This window comes from Flectobacillus sp. BAB-3569, assembly GCF_002270355.1.
GTDB classification, from domain to species: domain Bacteria; phylum Bacteroidota; class Bacteroidia; order Cytophagales; family Spirosomataceae; genus Flectobacillus; species Flectobacillus roseus.
Window position 1 is genome coordinate 20,901 of sequence record NZ_NJFZ01000025.1, and the last position, 17,186, is coordinate 38,086.

At 37.3% G+C, this 17,186-nt stretch carries 19 protein-coding genes; all 19 read left to right on the plus strand.

The annotated features are described in order from the left end of the window. Positions 1–2 precede the first annotated feature (2 nt). The 19 genes from BWI92_RS21475 (at position 3) to BWI92_RS21565 (ending at position 17,184) form a co-directional block, all read left to right on the plus strand. On the plus strand, positions 3–2,555 hold the full coding sequence (locus BWI92_RS21475; protein ID WP_095166674.1) for a hypothetical protein: 2,553 nt from the start codon (positions 3–5) through the stop codon (positions 2,553–2,555). A gap of 1 nt (position 2,556) precedes the next feature. Beyond that, positions 2,557–2,982, plus strand: coding sequence for a hypothetical protein (locus tag BWI92_RS21480; protein WP_095166676.1), 426 nt, complete (start codon positions 2,557–2,559; stop codon positions 2,980–2,982). A 182-nt stretch (positions 2,983–3,164) separates the two neighbouring features. Continuing rightward, positions 3,165–4,610 (plus strand): SGNH/GDSL hydrolase family protein, encoded by a 1,446-nt coding sequence (locus BWI92_RS21485; RefSeq protein WP_141234870.1) that lies wholly within the window; start codon positions 3,165–3,167, stop codon positions 4,608–4,610. Position 4,611: 1 nt separating this feature from the next. After that, positions 4,612–5,457 (plus strand): hypothetical protein, encoded by an 846-nt coding sequence (locus BWI92_RS21490; RefSeq protein ID WP_095166680.1) that lies wholly within the window; start codon positions 4,612–4,614, stop codon positions 5,455–5,457. A 153-nt stretch (positions 5,458–5,610) separates the two neighbouring features. After that, positions 5,611–6,921 (plus strand): S49 family peptidase, encoded by a 1,311-nt coding sequence (locus tag BWI92_RS21495; RefSeq protein WP_095166682.1) that lies wholly within the window; start codon positions 5,611–5,613, stop codon positions 6,919–6,921. 59 nt (positions 6,922–6,980) lie between these two features. After that, on the plus strand, positions 6,981–7,964 hold the full coding sequence (locus BWI92_RS21500; RefSeq protein WP_095166684.1) for a hypothetical protein: 984 nt from the start codon (positions 6,981–6,983) through the stop codon (positions 7,962–7,964). Between the two features lie 108 nt (positions 7,965–8,072). Further along, a complete protein-coding gene (locus BWI92_RS21505) occupies positions 8,073–8,558 on the plus strand; it encodes a hypothetical protein (RefSeq protein WP_095166686.1) in 486 nt (161 codons plus the stop codon). 53 nt (positions 8,559–8,611) lie between these two features. Next, on the plus strand, positions 8,612–9,148 hold the full coding sequence (locus tag BWI92_RS21510; RefSeq protein WP_095166688.1) for a hypothetical protein: 537 nt from the start codon (positions 8,612–8,614) through the stop codon (positions 9,146–9,148). An 87-nt stretch (positions 9,149–9,235) separates the two neighbouring features. Next, a complete protein-coding gene (locus BWI92_RS21515) occupies positions 9,236–9,445 on the plus strand; it encodes a hypothetical protein (RefSeq protein WP_095166690.1) in 210 nt (69 codons plus the stop codon). Beyond that, complete coding sequence (locus BWI92_RS21520) at positions 9,420–10,136, plus strand: hypothetical protein (protein WP_095166692.1); 717 nt, start codon at positions 9,420–9,422, stop codon at positions 10,134–10,136. The genes BWI92_RS21515 and BWI92_RS21520 overlap by 26 nt, the downstream gene beginning before the upstream one ends. Next, positions 10,111–10,785, plus strand: coding sequence for a hypothetical protein (locus tag BWI92_RS21525; protein WP_141234871.1), 675 nt, complete (start codon positions 10,111–10,113; stop codon positions 10,783–10,785). The genes BWI92_RS21520 and BWI92_RS21525 overlap by 26 nt, the downstream gene beginning before the upstream one ends. After that, positions 10,772–12,451: a hypothetical protein gene (locus tag BWI92_RS21530; RefSeq protein ID WP_095166696.1), complete on the plus strand. Its 1,680-nt coding sequence runs from the start codon at positions 10,772–10,774 to the stop codon at positions 12,449–12,451. The genes BWI92_RS21525 and BWI92_RS21530 overlap by 14 nt, the downstream gene beginning before the upstream one ends. A 47-nt stretch (positions 12,452–12,498) precedes the next feature. After that, positions 12,499–12,849 carry a hypothetical protein gene (locus BWI92_RS21535; protein WP_095166698.1) on the plus strand — a complete coding sequence of 117 codons (351 nt, stop codon included), beginning with the start codon at positions 12,499–12,501 and terminating at the stop codon, positions 12,847–12,849. Next, positions 12,827–14,200 carry a hypothetical protein gene (locus tag BWI92_RS21540; RefSeq protein WP_095166700.1) on the plus strand — a complete coding sequence of 458 codons (1,374 nt, stop codon included), beginning with the start codon at positions 12,827–12,829 and terminating at the stop codon, positions 14,198–14,200. The genes BWI92_RS21535 and BWI92_RS21540 overlap by 23 nt, the downstream gene beginning before the upstream one ends. Further along, the gene (locus tag BWI92_RS21545) at positions 14,200–15,144 is read left to right on the plus strand and encodes a DUF6712 family protein (RefSeq protein ID WP_095166702.1); all 945 of its coding nucleotides are present in this window, start codon (positions 14,200–14,202) and stop codon (positions 15,142–15,144) included. Before BWI92_RS21540 ends, BWI92_RS21545 begins: the two co-directional genes overlap by 1 nt. Position 15,145: 1 nt before the next feature. Then, positions 15,146–15,757: a hypothetical protein gene (locus tag BWI92_RS21550; protein WP_095166704.1), complete on the plus strand. Its 612-nt coding sequence runs from the start codon at positions 15,146–15,148 to the stop codon at positions 15,755–15,757. Then, entirely contained in the window at positions 15,748–16,053 is a 306-nt protein-coding gene (locus tag BWI92_RS21555) for a hypothetical protein (RefSeq protein ID WP_095166706.1), read from the plus strand. Before BWI92_RS21550 ends, BWI92_RS21555 begins: the two co-directional genes overlap by 10 nt. Next, entirely contained in the window at positions 16,050–16,586 is a 537-nt protein-coding gene (locus BWI92_RS21560) for a hypothetical protein (protein ID WP_095166708.1), read from the plus strand. The genes BWI92_RS21555 and BWI92_RS21560 overlap by 4 nt, the downstream gene beginning before the upstream one ends. A 16-nt stretch (positions 16,587–16,602) precedes the next feature. Further along, positions 16,603–17,184, plus strand: coding sequence for an N-acetylmuramidase family protein (locus BWI92_RS21565; protein WP_095166710.1), 582 nt, complete (start codon positions 16,603–16,605; stop codon positions 17,182–17,184). Positions 17,185–17,186 lie beyond the last annotated feature (2 nt).

Here is a 17,186-nt window from a genome sequence, read left to right on the forward strand (position 1 = left end):
CTATGAAAAATCTTATTTTTGTTCTACTCACACTATTATTTTTTAAGACCCCTGCCCAAACTATCGTAAAAGACAACACCAATGTAGTCCTACAAGGCAGCGGCACTTTGAGTCCAAATCTGGACAACGTACAGTTCAACCGTTATAAAAATAACGTTCCGAGCAATTATTTTTATTCTGCCTACTTCAAAAAGGTCTCAGACAAGAAAACAGGCGTTGGAATTAGCATCCGAAACGAAAACGCTACGGGATCTAACAAGCAAGATGGCAAGTTGGCAGCGGTACACGTTTTATTAGTAAACGACTCTCTGAAAATTACTTTTAGGAACGCCAACAACAGTACTGCCAATATTATTTACTCCCAAGCAAAAGTTACAATACCCTGTACAATCAAGCTCGATGTAACAGACGTAGGGCTTACCGTTTATTATACCAAAAGTGCAAAAGCAACGGGCTTCAAAGCGCTTTATACAAATAATAATATATTCCAAGGTTGGAGTACACGCAGACCAAACATTATCAACCCTGTCGCCAAAATCAAACAAACGGCTGAGGTTGCCAATATTGCATTAGTTCAAAAAAACCTAACGGATACCACTATACCTACTAATTATTGTGGGTGTGGTACGCCTGACTTCAAGCTCGAATATGTGCGACAACGAACAAGTACTACCGTACTGGATATGTCGTTCAGAAGTTGTAATGCTTATAGTCTCAAATATGATGTACTTAATTCGGGAGGAACGGTTCTAAAAACTGGTAACATTGTACCAACTTCTGGCTATATCTCAGCGGATGTTTCGGGGCTTGCTACAGGCACTTATAATATGAGACTTACTGCCCAAAGCTGTGTTGGAACAGATATCTTGAGTTTTGCCTATACAGCACCATCAGGTGGCAGCACCACACCTACTGACAATACTATTCCGAGTTCAACATCCTCCTATACTAACCTATGGATGAATGTTCCTTTGGAAACAGACAACGATAAGTTCTCGCCAGAGCTATGGCCAAACGTTCAGGTTCCTCAAATATATGATAGCTATTTGGGCAGAGACATACCAACGTTTTTTGTGTCTACCGAAATGCCTCAAAGTTTCTTTCAAAACATTGACCAACAACTTAAAGGTATATGGACTTCAAATAATCAGTATAACCTTGAACCATGTTTAGACCGTTGGCCAAATATTGCATGGGAAAATGGGTGTCCAGATAAATCTTTCGAAACTTTTGTGAGTCGTGTGCCTCCTACTCGAAGAGGATTTTTCCAGTATCCTAATAGTACTGAATATTACGACACACAGCCTTTGATTAATATCTATAATGATGGGTATAGTAGAGTTGGAAACTTTGGGCTAGGAGATCAAATAAATGGTCGAGCAAATGTATTTTGCTCAAGCCTCGATGTAGAGATTGCGCAAGTAACTGGTGGAAGTGATACTGATGGTCACAAAATGCGGGCTCTTTCGAAAGGAATGAGTGATCGTATAGCAGGCTTCAATATTGGTATATATCTAAGTCCACTTTTCACGTATGGTAATTTCAATTGGGCACGTTATCCAACTAAACCTGACGGAACTTATGACTATCCAAAGTCAACAGGTAATCCCATGATATTGAGTGCTAATGGACAATCATTAGCTATTAATACACTTTTTGGCATGTCGGGTCCATCAGGAGATCAAAGTAACTGGCACATTAAGGACACTAAAAACTTCTTAAGTTGCGAAGCATTAGAAGGAAAATTTGAGTCTGGTTTAGATGAAAACATGCAACTTTTTGATGCTCAAGGCAACCTAAAGCATATTGTTAAGCACTTTGGTAATCAATATGACGACTCTGGAGCTACGGGATATAACGTGCAACACGTACTAGCAAGAGCAATACATCTCACCGAAACCGATGCGTATTTTGGTGAATTACAGGGCAGAAAAGTTTCATCGATGTTCAAGTGCGTTCAAGACGCTGGAGGAGTTGGTGAGCTTGCAGGTTATGTTTGGTCAGACCATACTTTGTTCAATCCAGATGAAAAAGGCTCAAGTCGTGGATATCTGCCAAGACACTTAATGTTTGAGGGAGGTCTAAACTTGTTTTTCTCTGGCGTTTACAACTGGCACATCTGGGATTTGGGGCCAGTGCCAGGAAGCTACATGGATGGCTATAATGGTGTAATGGGTGCCATCAACTACATTTTCAGAAAAATAAATGTAGGTGGGCAGGATGTAAGTCTCGCAAGTCTACGTCCAAACCTGAAATTTCAACGATGGAAAACTGAAGTTAGCTATGATAATGGTGCTACATGGCAAACTCACAATGGTATAGAGCTTCGTGAAAACGCCAACCGTCTCCCCGTTCGGATTGCATATACTAATGATGGATATATCTGTGTATTAGCATGCCGACCATACTTAGTTGAGCCACAAGCCTGCAAATGGAGAGTTGTTATCAATGGCAATACTTACTCAGGAAATATTACTGCATCAGATTGGCAAAGCTGTTATCCGAATGATACTACTCGAAAAGATTTTTACCTAACTATTATAAAAGCATTTTGATATGGACATAAATAACGTTCCTGTAAAAGTTAATACAGTCGTAAAAAAGGGTCAAACTTGGCTATACTACGTTGATTTTTTCGACATATTGGAAAATCCATTTACATTTTTAGGTAAAAATGTAAAAGCATATATTACTTCAAATGGAGTTTTGCTGGATACTTTAACCGTCACAAACGGCATAACAATTCTAAATAATACAATAACAATCAAAAAAGATTTTCTTGACAGTCAAAATTCTTATGAAAATACAGCAGAAGGATTTTTTATGTTATCTCTATTTTTGGAAGATAATGGTTCAGATTTTTGTCTGCTAGATTTTGAAATACAAGTAAAAGAATACGTAAGTAGTGAAAATCTTTCACAGATAGGTAATTACCTATCTGTGTATGTTGGAAATCAAATTTCTGTAAAACTAAAAAAATAGGAGAAACTATAGAGAATAACTCTATAGATGGTGCTGCCCTAAAGGATAATACTTTACCTGCAAGCAAACTAAAGGCTAAGTCGATTAGTATTGATTTATTTAATTTTGTTGATGAGCTTAATTCTCAATTTTCTGGCTATGATCTAAGCTTTGAAGTAGGAGAACAAGTTTTATTTCAATTTGTGAATGGAAAACTTGTTTGTGATATAGATTTTCAGGAAAAGAAGATAAAACTAAGCGATCTAGAACAAACCGTTCAAAACTCTTTACTAACACCATTGCCGTTGAATCCTCAATTCAATGATAATATAATTGAGTTTGTTGATGATGATGATAATATCATATATGCTTTAGGTTTTGATGGTAAGCTGAAAAGTACTTCAAATGAAAGTGGAAAGTTAGTACTCAAGAACTTAGAAGAAGATTATTCAGAAAATCAAATCTTACTTCTTAATAATGTTTTGACAATGCTCACTAAAACTTACACAAAAAAACAGTTTGCTTTTAGAGAGGATGTTAGATTAGAATCTTTGTACTACAATCAGAGAGATAAAAAAGATATTTGTTATATCTCTGAAATTTCTAGCAATTCTAATATTACAGGCACATTATATCATCCAATTACAAGTCAAAAATACTTGTACAGCGCAGGTAATATTGTGCAGATGGGCAATTCATATCCAACGAATTTATTTGCTCATTCAAATCATGTGACTGGAGTTGATTTTACATGTTCATTTACAATTGATTTCTTAATTAATGCAAATGAATTTGAAATTTTTTGTTACGGGAATTCAGGAAAAGCTCGTATAAAATTAGGGAATCTAGTTATTGATGAATTCGAAACACCTGCTGGAGGTAATTTATTTTTCAAAAAATATCAATTCAATGGTGGAAAGGCTAATAGAAAAATAACAATACAAACCTCAGATAATTTCAAATTTGGTGGAATTAAAATAAGTGATAATAGTTCCTTGAGTAAACCTATTTCAACTAGAAAGAAAGCAGTATTTATGTCAGATAGCTTTGGAGAACCTGCAGGGGTTAAAGCCTGGAACAGTTTTGTCCAAGTTTTTTCAGACATTACAGGTATTGAATGTTGGGCTTCTGGACTAGGAGGCACAGGTTATATTAATCCTGGTCAAAATGGAAGAACAAATTTTCAAACCAGAGTAGATACAGATGTAATTCCATACAGTTTTGATTATATATTTTTAGCAGGGGGACTTAATGATACAGGCGACGCATATAGTGCAGCTAATTTTCGTAATGCAGTTGAAAATACAATCAACAAGATTAAAAATGCAAAACCTAATGCTGAAATAGTTATAATTGGCAACTGGTTTCCTAGAGCTTTCGAAAATGCGAAATGGGATGAATACCAATACATCTTATCAGATATTGCAAGTCAAAATAATTTATTATTCATTGACACAAAAGATATTTTCGAGGGAATTGGTTACATAGGTCACGAGCAAATAGATGCAATTGGAAATGGGAATACTAATATATATGTTGGAAACCCAAACTATGAGGATTCGACGCATCCATCTACAGAAGGTCAAATTTTTCTAGGTAAAACATTGGCGAAAAAATTCATTTCAAAAAAAATTCAAAAAATATTGTAATATGGGATATAGAATAAGAGTTTCAGGCACAATTTCAAATAGTAATCTAGGCAAAAGTAAATTGGACAAGATTGCTAATAATGGATCAATACTTCTGGTAAATTTTGGAAATACAGAGCAAAAATTCAGTTCTGTTCCTACTAACAATTCCAAAATAAGAAATTTAGCTTGGAAACAAGCAAGCAAAATCTTGAATACTGGAGATGAAAATACATTATCTCTAAGTGTTACAAATTCATTAATTACAGGAAAATCCATCTCTGAAGTTACATCAAAAAAAGGCTTACATGTTATTATATCACAAGAAAACGATGTAGAAAACGGGAACGATTTAATTTTAAACATCCCAGATTTAATCGCTAACTATATGGTTACAAGTGGCCATAAATTTTTAATTGAAGTCTGGGAAAAAATAACGAGAAAGCCTACAACTAGCATAACCTCTGACTTTCTAATTAAAAGGCAAAATTCTTCAAACTACTTTGTTAGTTTTGAAAGAGATAGTATTTCTGGCAACAAATTCCAAAGTACATTTGCTGGAAATGTACTTGGTAATAGACGCTCTATAGTAGGTCTTAATGGACCTACAGGTAGCCCAAGCGGCACTGATAATGTTTTTAGTTTTTATAAGTTTGGTTCTGCAGGACCGTTCGGTAATTTCGAACTGAATGGCGCAAGCAGTAAAATTCTTTATTTTATGCACATTGTAGATTTAGATGTAGCAAAAAATATAGGTGAAAGTGCAGAGCAATGTTACAGTAGATTAGATGCAGATAGCCTTTCTTATTATAATAGTCTCTTTGGAGAGGGTGGAGCATATCAAAACGACATTCATACCTCTGTATAATTTATAATTTATAATCCCCCAAAAACCTCCTGCCAACACAGGAGGTTTTTTCATGCCTACACCTCAAAAAAACGTCCTTGAAAACTTTCTGCTTAGATACAAAATTTGTATCCACTAATAACGAGAAGGGTATCTAAACCTAACCACTAAAAAATGAAAAGTAACGCTATTGTAAATGCGATGTTTATGGGCTTGTGGCATGTGAGCAATTCACATGTTGAGGGTCTACATCAGGCAGCACAGTTATATCTTGAAAACAAGTTTGAACAGGCCGAAAAACCTGAACAGTTCTTTAAGATAGAAAATGCTACTGAATTCGCAGATAGTAACAGATACGATAACGTACCTGTACTATTGGACAATGGTGTACTGGTATTCCCAATCATTGGTACTATCATTCAGTCAGACTACTGCTGGTCTGCTGGTACCGAAACAATGACACAATGGATTAAATCTGCTCAAGCTGATAAGCGTGTCAAAGCTATTCTCCTCTACATTAACTCAGGCGGTGGACAAAGCGCAGGTACTTGGGAATTTGCCAATGCAATCGCAGAGGTAACCAAACCCAAAATGGCTTTGGGAAAAGGTACTGTTGGTAGTGCCGCTTACTACATTGCTGCCGCTGCCGACATCATCTACGTCACCAGCCCCGACGTAATTGTTGGCTCAATTGGTACTGTCTTCTTGTACCGTAAAGCAAATGATTACTACCAGTATATCTATGCAGATACATCTGGGCAAAAGCATGGCGGACACCGTGCTATGGAAAATAACAATGACTCCACACTTATCAAGGAGAACATTTTGAACCCTCTCGATAAAAATTTCATGGATGTTGCGTCTTCTCATCGTCCACAATTATCAGCCGATGCCCTCGACGGCTTGGAGGTAGCAGCTTCCAAATCACTCGAACTCAATAGCGGTCTTGTCGACGGCATTATGAGTTATGAAGAGGCCATCGCATATCTCGTACTTCAAACCCAATCATCTAACACAATGTCACAACCAGTTAAAAAAGTAAAACTGCTAATGACTGAAAGAGCTCATGCAATTATTTCCAAAGTGCCAGGCATTGAGGTAACTCAAGTCACTGAAGAAATGGAGGCTGAGGAACTTCAGCAAGCACTTTTAGCAAAAGAGGTATCTGAGCAAAAGGTAATTGACCTTGAGCAAAGCATCACTCAATTAAAAGGTGAAGTATCACAAAAAGCCTCAGCCGATGCGAAGGTTATCGAACTTCAAAACAACCTGACAGCAGAGCAAACTAAGGTTACAGACCTACAAGCAAAAGTGTCGGAAAAAGACACTGAAATTGAAAATCTGAAACAACAGTTGCAAGCTGCTGGTGCACCTCCAAAACCAAATACAGAGGAAGAGGATCAAATTGATAACAGTATTAAAAACCCCGACTCTTCAAGTCAAACTTTGAAAACTAAGCCAATGAATTTTGGCAAGAAGAAGTAAGTCGACTGTTACCAACATTTTCTACTACCTAATTAATAATCTACACCTAATTAAAAAACATGGCAACTGTAAACACCACTCAATTACAGCGCTCTTTGGGTCCTGTGTCAAAAGAATTGATTTTGGCAGCACTTCAGAAATTGCAAGTAGCTGACCATTTCAAGATTGACTCAAAGGTTAGAGACCGTAAAAGATACCGTTTCTTAACTGTTACTCCAGACTTAAAACCTTATGCTAAATCAAATCCAGATTCGATTGCAGCAGACAAAATGGTTTGGAGTGAAAAGTATCTTGAAGTAAAAGCCGCTACCGACGAATTCGACTTTGACCCAGAAGATTATCGCGAAAAATTCGAAGATGAAATTGTCAACACCACTGCAGGTGATATTCCATACTGGCAACAGACTTTGTTTCAAATTGCTGAGACAATTTTGGAGAAAATCTATTTTGATATTCTTTGGTATGGCGACAAGTCTTTGACTACTGGACCTAAGCACCTTCGCATTATTGATGGTTTCTTCAAGCAAATCGATGAAATGCGTGCTGATGCCAATTCATTAATCAACGTCGTGTCCACTGGTACATTGACTGCTGGTTCTGGTTGGAATTCAAACGCACAATCTGGTAACACAGAAGCAAGCATCAAAAAAGTATTCAATGGCTTACCTAAAGCTGTTCGAAACAAAGGTGTACAAGCTTATGTATCAGACACAGTATTCCAGTGGTTTGAAGAAGACAACCGTCGTAATCATGGCGAAAGCGGTTATTTCCAAGATGCTGATGGTAATAAGATTTATTACCTACATGGCACAAACAACAAATGCCGTGTCATGAAAGCCGACTGGATGCCAGATAGCTCACGTATGATTATCGTTACTCCAAAAGAGAACATTGTTTACCAACATGACCAAGGCTTGAGCGATACTATGTCAAAAATGACAATGAAAGGTGACCTTCACGACAAGATAACTATCGGTTTCAAGTGTGTATTTGGTTGCGGTATCATCAACGACCGTGAGTTGGCTGTCAACGAGCTTGACTAAGCCTAGTAAATACGCTACACCTACTCTACACCTCACCTATAAATCTATGAATAGGGCTGTGACTTCATAGTCCAGCCCTTTTTTTCATTATTCTAACAAAAAGCAAAAATGGCAAAGCAAAATAATTCATCTGCTAATGTTGCAGAAAAAAACGTAGTAGAATCTGACAATTCAGTAATCGAAACAACTGTTGAAAATCAATCAGAAAATGCCTCTGAACCTCAATCAACAGGAAGTATTGAAGAAGTATTTGAGCAACAAGTAAACGAATTGGAAGACAAAGTTGCAGAGTTGACTTTACAAGTCGAAAAGCTCACTAAGCAAAACATTGCTTTACAGTCTGAAAATACTCAGTTGCAACGCATCGTCGACAGTGCGACCCTTAGCGAAGAAGCTGAAGAGGAAAACTTGATTTTACGTCTTCAGAAAAAAGGCATAACTGCTGTAAAAATTGCTGGTACAATGTATGGTTCTAAAATCGCCCACGTCAACCGTATCCCAATTAAAGAGATGGATGATGCAGCACTTCAAGAACTATTGAAGCTAGGAACCATCTTTAAAGAGGTTGACTCAGAAGGCAATTTTGTTGAATAGCCCTCCTGTTTCCTCCAATATTTTATCACAACCTATTTTAACGTTCTACACCTATGTGTACTAGAAAATTATTAGAAAAAGTGGCTCAGTGCTCTTCATGGGGTACTGGCCTTTCAAATGAATTATTGGTTGCATATGCTGATACATTTTCAGCAACGCCAGCACCACCAGTAATGGATGGCACTACAACTAATACAGCTGCTATTACAAGCACTGGTGCATTCACCCCAGTAACTGCCAACGATGGTTTTGTAGCATTGACTCTGGACACAGAAACTAAAGTGGTTGACTTTACAACCGTTCAGGATTCAAACGGTGCAGTTACTACTACTATCACTGGTCGTTTGCACGCTTCTCCATCGGCATTGGGCTTTGCAAGAAAGATTCAAGCCAAGAGTCAACTTTTCATGGCAGCAACTAGAAAAGAAGGTCAAAAGATGCTCTATGGTCGTCAAGGATTCCCTTGTGTAGTTACACAATGGGACATTAAAGATGCCAGCAAAGAAGCATATATCGACTTTACAGTAGTGTTGCAAGACCGTGGTTTTGTATTGGATTCTGCTGTAACAGTTCCTTTAAAAACTGCATAAGTTGAGTAACATTTAAAGAAATCCAGCAGTAAAACGCTGCTGGATTTTTATTAGAACATGACAAAACTTTACCTAAACATTACTAAGATGAATGCATTTGAAGAAAAATATGAGTTGTTGCCAGGCGCGCCATTTGCTTTTGAAAAAGAAAAAATTGCTTTTAGAGTCGACCTTCAAGTTCTACCGATTGAAGTGGTTGATGAGCTTTTTGAAAAAGGACATCTCAACGATATTCTGAAAGAAAAAAGCAAACCAAAAGCGACAAAGCAAAATGATAAACCAATGGCTGAAGCATAAGGACTACAAAGAAGGTCTTGAGATTTTAAGGCAATATCCAGACAAGCAAATTATCGCTAATTGGATTGCAAAAAGCGAAACAAAAGCGACTAAAAAGCTATTGGAAGAAACGCTTTTAGAAATTCTATCAAATACGCAAAAAGAGCCTGAAAAGCCCCTTTATGAACCCAAAAAGCGAAACGAAAGCGAAAAAAAGCGAATTGAAAAGCCAGAAGAAAAGCCAGTTGAAAAACCTGAAACTCAAGACCTATTGCGTAAACCAGATGGTACATTTTCAGAAGATTCAGAAAATGCACCAAGCGAAGTAAAAGAGCTAGTTGCCAAAAGAAAATCTTTGTACAACACTCGTACTACGATTAAAGCTATGCTTAATCAAACTGTCAGATATCAGGACAGATTTACTGATAAAGAGCGTCTTCAAATTATCAATAGACTTGGCAAGGTTCGGATTGAGCTAAAGCGCGTTTGGCAAGATATAGTCTACTATCGAAAGAATGGTTTTTTGCCAGTAACAGTAGTTATCGAAAAACCTGACCTGACTAAAGAAGAAATTTGGAAACGAATTATGACGGTAAGAACCTACATTACCAAAGCTCAAAAAGGTAAACTAAAGCCTGAAAAACTCGAATCTTACCAAGCAGAATTAAAGCAACTACAAGACACCTATGAGTACATCAAACAAAATAGTTAGAACCTCTAATCAGATACAAAAGGCCATTGAAGCTTATTGTAAAAACAATCGGATACCCACTATGTCCGAAGAGGCTATTTTGATGATGGAGCGTTGGAAGTTCTGTTATGAAACTAAGCAGTTACTTATTAATACTGACTATGCCGAAAGTCCAGATTACAATAAGCAACCTATTATAATCAAGAAAAAGATTCTTCAATTACTTCAAGAGCAATTCGGTGTTTCATACAGTCAAGCTACGATTGATTACAGAAGAGCCGAGGAGATTTTTGAAATGACTTTCATTGATAACTACTATATCAAATATGATATTTTGGAAAACAATGCCAATGAATTATTTGCTTTAGCTCTTGAAAGTGGAGACTTAGGTACTGCAAAAGACCTGTTAAAAATACAAAAAGAAATCATTGAAAAACGTCCTAAGAAAATCATTAGAACTGATTCAGGTCGACCAAAAATGATTTTTGTAGAGTTCAATCCTTTCTTACTCAAAGCTTGTGAGGTAATTGAAACTCAGTCAGATTTACAAGAGTTGGAGTCTAAGCTTAAAAACAAATACGGCTCACAGTCAAGTGCTCAAGCAAGCAAAATGCTGGCATCTATGGCTGAGGATGTCGATTCTACACCTATAGAAGATGATTCAAAATAATGAAGAAGATGAATTTGACATAATCAAAGTACATGGCAATACGCCTCAACAAATGGCTTTGATTTATCGACCACGTATTCTGATTTCTATTTTAGGTCGTGGTGTGGGTAAAACTACTGGTATAACTGTGTACAGGGTATGGGACATCATAAACATTATGCCAGGGTGCTTATTCTTGTTAGGATGTGACTCATTCAAGCACCTAACTACAGTCATTTTGCCAGCACTTTTTACAGGTTTATCTAAATACGGAATGGAAAAAAATGTCAACTATTGGATTGACGAATTTCCACCCGAAGGTATCCCAAAACCTCTACAAGTAATTACTAATCCAAAGGGATTTGTGTTTTTTGATACTGGTGCTGCAATGGTTTATGTAAGTACCAATTTCCAAAGCCATTTCAATGGTATGTCTGTCGATGCAATCATTTGGGAAGAAGCAAAACTACTCAAATGGGATAGGGTTAAGGAAGTAAACCTTATGAATCGTGGTCAGCTCGAATACTTTGGTGACCGATATTGTCATCACTCAGTAACGGTAGTATCCGATATGAGCGATGATCCCGAACACTGGATGTATCAGTACTATGACCGTGTCGATGCCGAATTGCTTCAGCTTATTGCTAGTCTTTCCTTCAAGCAATGGAAACTTCGCAAAAAGCTAATCGAAAGCAAAAATAAGCGACTTACCAAGCAACTCGAAAGCGAAATAGAGGACTTAGAACAGCGCTTGCATTTCTTTCGTTCCAAAGCAGTCATGGTGATGGAGTACTCAAGTATCCAAAACATGCATGTATTGGGCTATGATACTATCAAAGAATTTTTAACCAACCCAGTTTCGGATGTAATGCTCAATGTACTGAGTATTCGCCCAACCAAAGGCCTCCGATATTACTACATGTATCTCGACAGAGAAAAGCATGGTTTTTCGGGAATCAACTGGGATTATGTCCAGAAAAAAAACGCCTTGGATAAATGGGACTACCAATACACGACTGGCGATGACATCAATAAAGAGTTGGTTTTATGTTTTGACTGGAACAACAACGTGATATCATTAGCAGTTGGTCAGCAACAAACCAAAAACGGAAGGAAACGATTGCGACTACTAAATATCTTTTACTCAATGTTGGGTCCTGGTCAGGGTATTCAAGATGTAGTACGGCAATTTGAAGAGTTCTATAAAGCTCGAAAGTACAAAAAAGTTACCATTGTATATGATACCACAGGTGACTTTGTAGATGCTTCCAGAGCTGTTCCATACTGGAAAGAAGCCCGTGATTCCTTCTCAAAAGATTGGTTCGTTGGAGCTCAAAAATACAAAGTAACCTCTCATGATGAACGCTTTAGAATGTGGGCTGAGGTAATGAACGGTACAGGACCTTTTTGTTTTGAGTTCGAAACAGAGCTTTGTCATAATTTCTATAAAGCTGCTAAAGCAGTAAAGCGTAAAACATCCAAAAAATGGAAAATAGTAGATAAGCGTCGCCAGAAAAAAGCTTTAGTTACCATTATAGAAAAAGACAAATCGAGCGAAACTGACAAAAAAGGCACAAAGATTCCACTCGAAGAGCAATCGCACATTACAGAAGCAGTAGACGGGTTGATGGTTTATTTCTTCCAAGAAAATACTTTAGGTCAGAAATTCAATTTTAAAATTCGTTAATGTGGACACCTAATGTGGACACCTAATGTGGACACCTATTTTGTAACATGGACACTTTAGAATTTAGCCCACTAATTTCATTACGTCAGGCTTGGTCAGAAATGAACAAGCTTGACCAAAATGGCAAACCTATACCATTTGAAGTATGGGGTTCTGCTGAAAAAACTGGCAAAGTCATAAAGTTCAAAAACTGTATTTTGGCCAGAAATACCAAAAATCTAGGTGGTAACTCTGATAGTTTTGAAAACGTTGAAAACGACGATTGGATATTCGCAGAGGATTGGAAATTTTATCTAATCGACACTGAAGAAATTAAATCAATGAAACAACACCTAATCACTCACCTCAATAGCAAAGAGGTGAATTATCCACAATATGAACAGCTTGATACCTATTAGAGTTACTGACCAAGGACTTGGCGTAGTAATGGAATATAGCTCTGTAAGGAGTGAATTTAATCGGTCTGGTGATGAAACTCCAAAACAAGAAGACATCAAAAAGGTTTTGAATGATAAAAAACCTGATGAGGATTTAAAGCTTGTATTTAATGGTGATGATAATCTTTTCCCTAATAATTTAAGAAATATACTTAAAAAATCACCTATCTATAAAGTCGGTTTGTTATACTCAGCACAACAATTAATGGGATTAGGTGAAAGCCCCGGTAAAACTGAAGTTAACGATAATAAGCTAATGTTTATACCAGAGGTAAACAAAGATTGGCAAGAGTTTAAGAGAAAATCTAGATTTACTATTGATTGCTTTATTCCTGCTGCACAAAACATCAAAAAGTGGTATCAAGTTTATGTACTTTTTTCAATCAATGATTTTGGTAAAATCGCCAAAGCAAAAATATTGAAGGATGAAAAATGTCGCATAATTATTAATGGTAAAAATGAACCTAAATATTGTGCAGTTGGCGATTGGGAAAAATATAATAGTCTTCAAGCAAAAGAGCTATATCCACTTATTGATGGATGGTATGATCCTGTAACCAACCTAAAAGAGCTTATTAAGAAGAACCATAAGGATAAGTTATTTGTCTACCATATTCGAATCCCTAGCGATTCTGATATTTATGCTTTACCTGATCACTTTTCAGTAGTTGAATCTGGACTTCTTGACTATGCCAATAATATTGTCAATTTCAAGAAATGGGTAATGGAAAACCTAACAAGACTTGACAAAATTTTATTTATTAGTCAAGACTATGTAAAGCAAAACTATCCTCAATTTGAAAACCTGATGGATTTAGCCTCCAAAGGTGGAAAAGAAGGAGAGGAAGCCTCTACAAAAATTGATGAAATTTTTGAGACTATAGCAACAAAATTCCAAGAGTCAAATTCAGGTGTTGATAAAAGTGGAAAAACTATTCTTGCGCCATTATTAGAGGATGGTGAGCAATCAATCAAAGTTGTTAAGGTAGACCAAAACACTTTTGATTCAGAATATAATGCCGATGCTAACTGGGTCGAAAAACAAATCCTTTGGGCTGTAATGGTTGACTCAGCTCAGTACTCATCGTCCGAAGGAAGTACAGCTTCAGGAGGTTCAAATAAAAACCAATCCTATAACTTGGCTCAAGTAAACCAATGGATGTTTGAACAATTCCTGATGGAGATACCAAAATTCATTGCAGACTTTAACGAATATGGCATTGAGACATTCAAAGTAACCCGTGCCACAATGTTTAGCAGCGATGCCATTAGCCCTAAAGACCGTCAAACGCAAGACCCAACCGCAGCATAATGAATATCTTAAATGTAATTGACTTATCAGAAACAGTACAAAAATATGCTAGTACCTCTGGAAACTTCAACAAAGAGGCTTTTGCTATCAATGTCGAAGATTCAGAGTACATGGTAAGAGATATCATTGGCGTAGCTGCTTATGATGCTATTCTCTCAAATGATGACTCTGTTCCAGAAATTTTCAAGCAACTTACTACTGCCATTTTTTGCGATGCACTCGGAAACTTTGCCCAAACCAGTGGAGTACTTTTTTCGATAACTGGTCTCAAGCAAGGGCAAGGGCAGGAGTCACGTGCTGCTACGGATAATTCGGTCGAAGTGCTAATTGCTTCTTTCCAAAAAAGAAGTCAGGACGCTTTGGAACGTATGTTGGAGTTGATGGAGACTTCAAACAGCACGCATCTTTCTGGATGGAAAAATTCTATTTACTTCACCAAGCTCAATGACTGCATCGTCAAAAATGCTCAAGAGCTTGGCGACATTCTTAGCATGAATATCAGTCGTGCCATTTTCTCCAAAATGAAGCGTAATCTTAAGTCTGCACAAGTTAGGCTTATCAAACAACTCAACCAGAATTTGGTCGACAAAATCATGACTGATGATGGTAGTGATTATGTTTATTTGAAAGAAGAATACGCCCAACCTTATGTCGCAAATCTGGCATTTGGTAATTCAATTATTGGGTTGTCTGCTACTTTCGAAAAACAAATGTTTGCCTTGCTTGATAATAGCTCTGCCCAGTTATCCAATCGAAAAAAATCTTTGGATAAAGATTCTTTGGAATATTACAAAAATGTGTTTCTCAACACAGCAGATTCAAAAATCAAGGAGCTAATCGACGAGCTAAACCAAAATGCTGATACCTATCCTGAGTATGAGAAAACAGATTATTTCAGCACTACACGATTACCAAAGGATTTGGGTAAAATAACGCTATTTTAACATGAGACAAATTACAATAAATAATTATATTCTCGAAATACCTAGTAGTATCAACGAGCTATCACCTTGGCAACTCAAACGCCTCAAGGCTTATAACCTAACTACGTCTGAGCCCGATGCCGTGGTACTACTTTTGTTATTGCTCAACCCTCGTAATTTCAAAATAGCTTGGTGGATATTCTATCAGTTAGAGTTTCGCCCCTGGTTCTACCAGACATTAATTGGGAAATTGTTTGTCTGGGTTCTTGACAAGTTTGGTAAAGACGTAGTGTTATATTTTGTACGTGCCGAGCCTTTTTTAAGACAGATAATGGAATGTATCTCTTTCCTAAAAGAAGACACTACACCACTATCAGTGAAGCCTTTCAAGTACAAATTTGGGCTTCAACTGTTCGATGAGTTCTTTGCTGGGCTAACTATGCGCCAGTTCAGAGAGGCATACTTCGAACTAATGCTGGTAAGCAAAAATGCCGATGCTCATATCGATGAAGTAAACACGGCCGTGGCTTGGTTGATTGCACCTTACTGGCTTACTAATCTCCCTTTTTGGGATACTTTTTCAAAAAGATTTTTATCCCAAAAACAGAGCCACATAAATGGTGCATGTGGGTAGCTAGCAAAATAGACCCCATCACAAAAAGATTAATCCTAGACTATTTTGATGGACAATTTGAGCGTACTAAAAAACTATATCCTGAGTTTTATAAACCCTCTGACAAAGCTGAAAAGTCATCCAACGAAATGAGTTCTTACTACAGCCTCAAAGGTTTATCACAACTTAGATCCAGTAATAATTTGATTGAAGATAGCGTCGACTTATCGTCCTTTACCGATGTGATTGAATCATACGAAATAGATATCAGACGTTCGCTTCAGCTCGAAGAAGAACTTAAAAAGAACAAGCAATGACCGTAGAAGAGTTTAATATCATATTCGAAAACATAGCTGTTAAGGTATTGGGACACAGCAAGACCAATTCCAAACCAAAGCGCTATATCATGTCGTCAGATGATGAAATCAAAAAGATGGCTGGAGGTGGATTAGATTTAAAATCCTATTGTATGGAGGTATCTTACCCAATTGATAGTTTCGCCAAAGAAAACTCTACCTTTTGGAACAAAATAAACTTTGTTATCAGAATCTATCGACAGGTAAGACCCGAAAGCGTCAGCGAGCAGATTATGGCATTGGAAGGTGCCAAAACTCATATTTTGAAAGTTTTGAAATGGCTATTTACCGCCCAAGCTCGCAATGGAAATTTATCGATTATGCCCAACAAGCATACCAAAATAGATACCAACGACGACATTGAAGCGCATGTTTTTTATGATGCTACCGAATTGAGCGTATGTGGTCGAGAGTTAAGCATCACTTTTATCAAAGAGGTTGAGTTTGTTGATTGCGATATCACCGATGAGGAATTGAACGAACTCTACCAATAATTCTACTTCTACACCTATGGAAATGACTAAAGAGCACCTCAAACAGGCAGCGGCTTTGCTTGAGGTTGATGTACCAACTATCATGGCAGTTGATACCGTCGAAAGTTCAGGGAAGGGCTTTTTGAGAAGCAAAAAGATAAAAATCAAGTTTGAAGGGCATAAGTTTTATGTGTATGCCAAAAAACGAGATACCTTGAGCAAAAAGTATCCAACTCTCTGTTACCCAGACTTTACACAGCGTTTTTCTCCTTCAAATTCTGAGGACGAATACCGTCGATTTAGCCAAGCATTTGCACTCGATCCCGAAGCTGCTATGATGGCCACCAGCTGGGGTAAGTTCCAAATGATGGGATTCAACTACAAAATCGTAGGTTTTGAAACCGTCGGTGATATGGTCGACTATCTCAAAAAAGGCGAAGCCGAACAACTAGAGGTATTCTGTAGATTCTTACTCGCTGAGGGCTTGCACGAATATCTACAAGCTGAAGACTATGCTTCTTTTGCACGTGCCTACAACGGACCAGCTTACAAGACCAACAAATACGACACTAAAATTAAAATGTACGTCACTAAATATCGAAGAACTTATGTCCCCTAAAC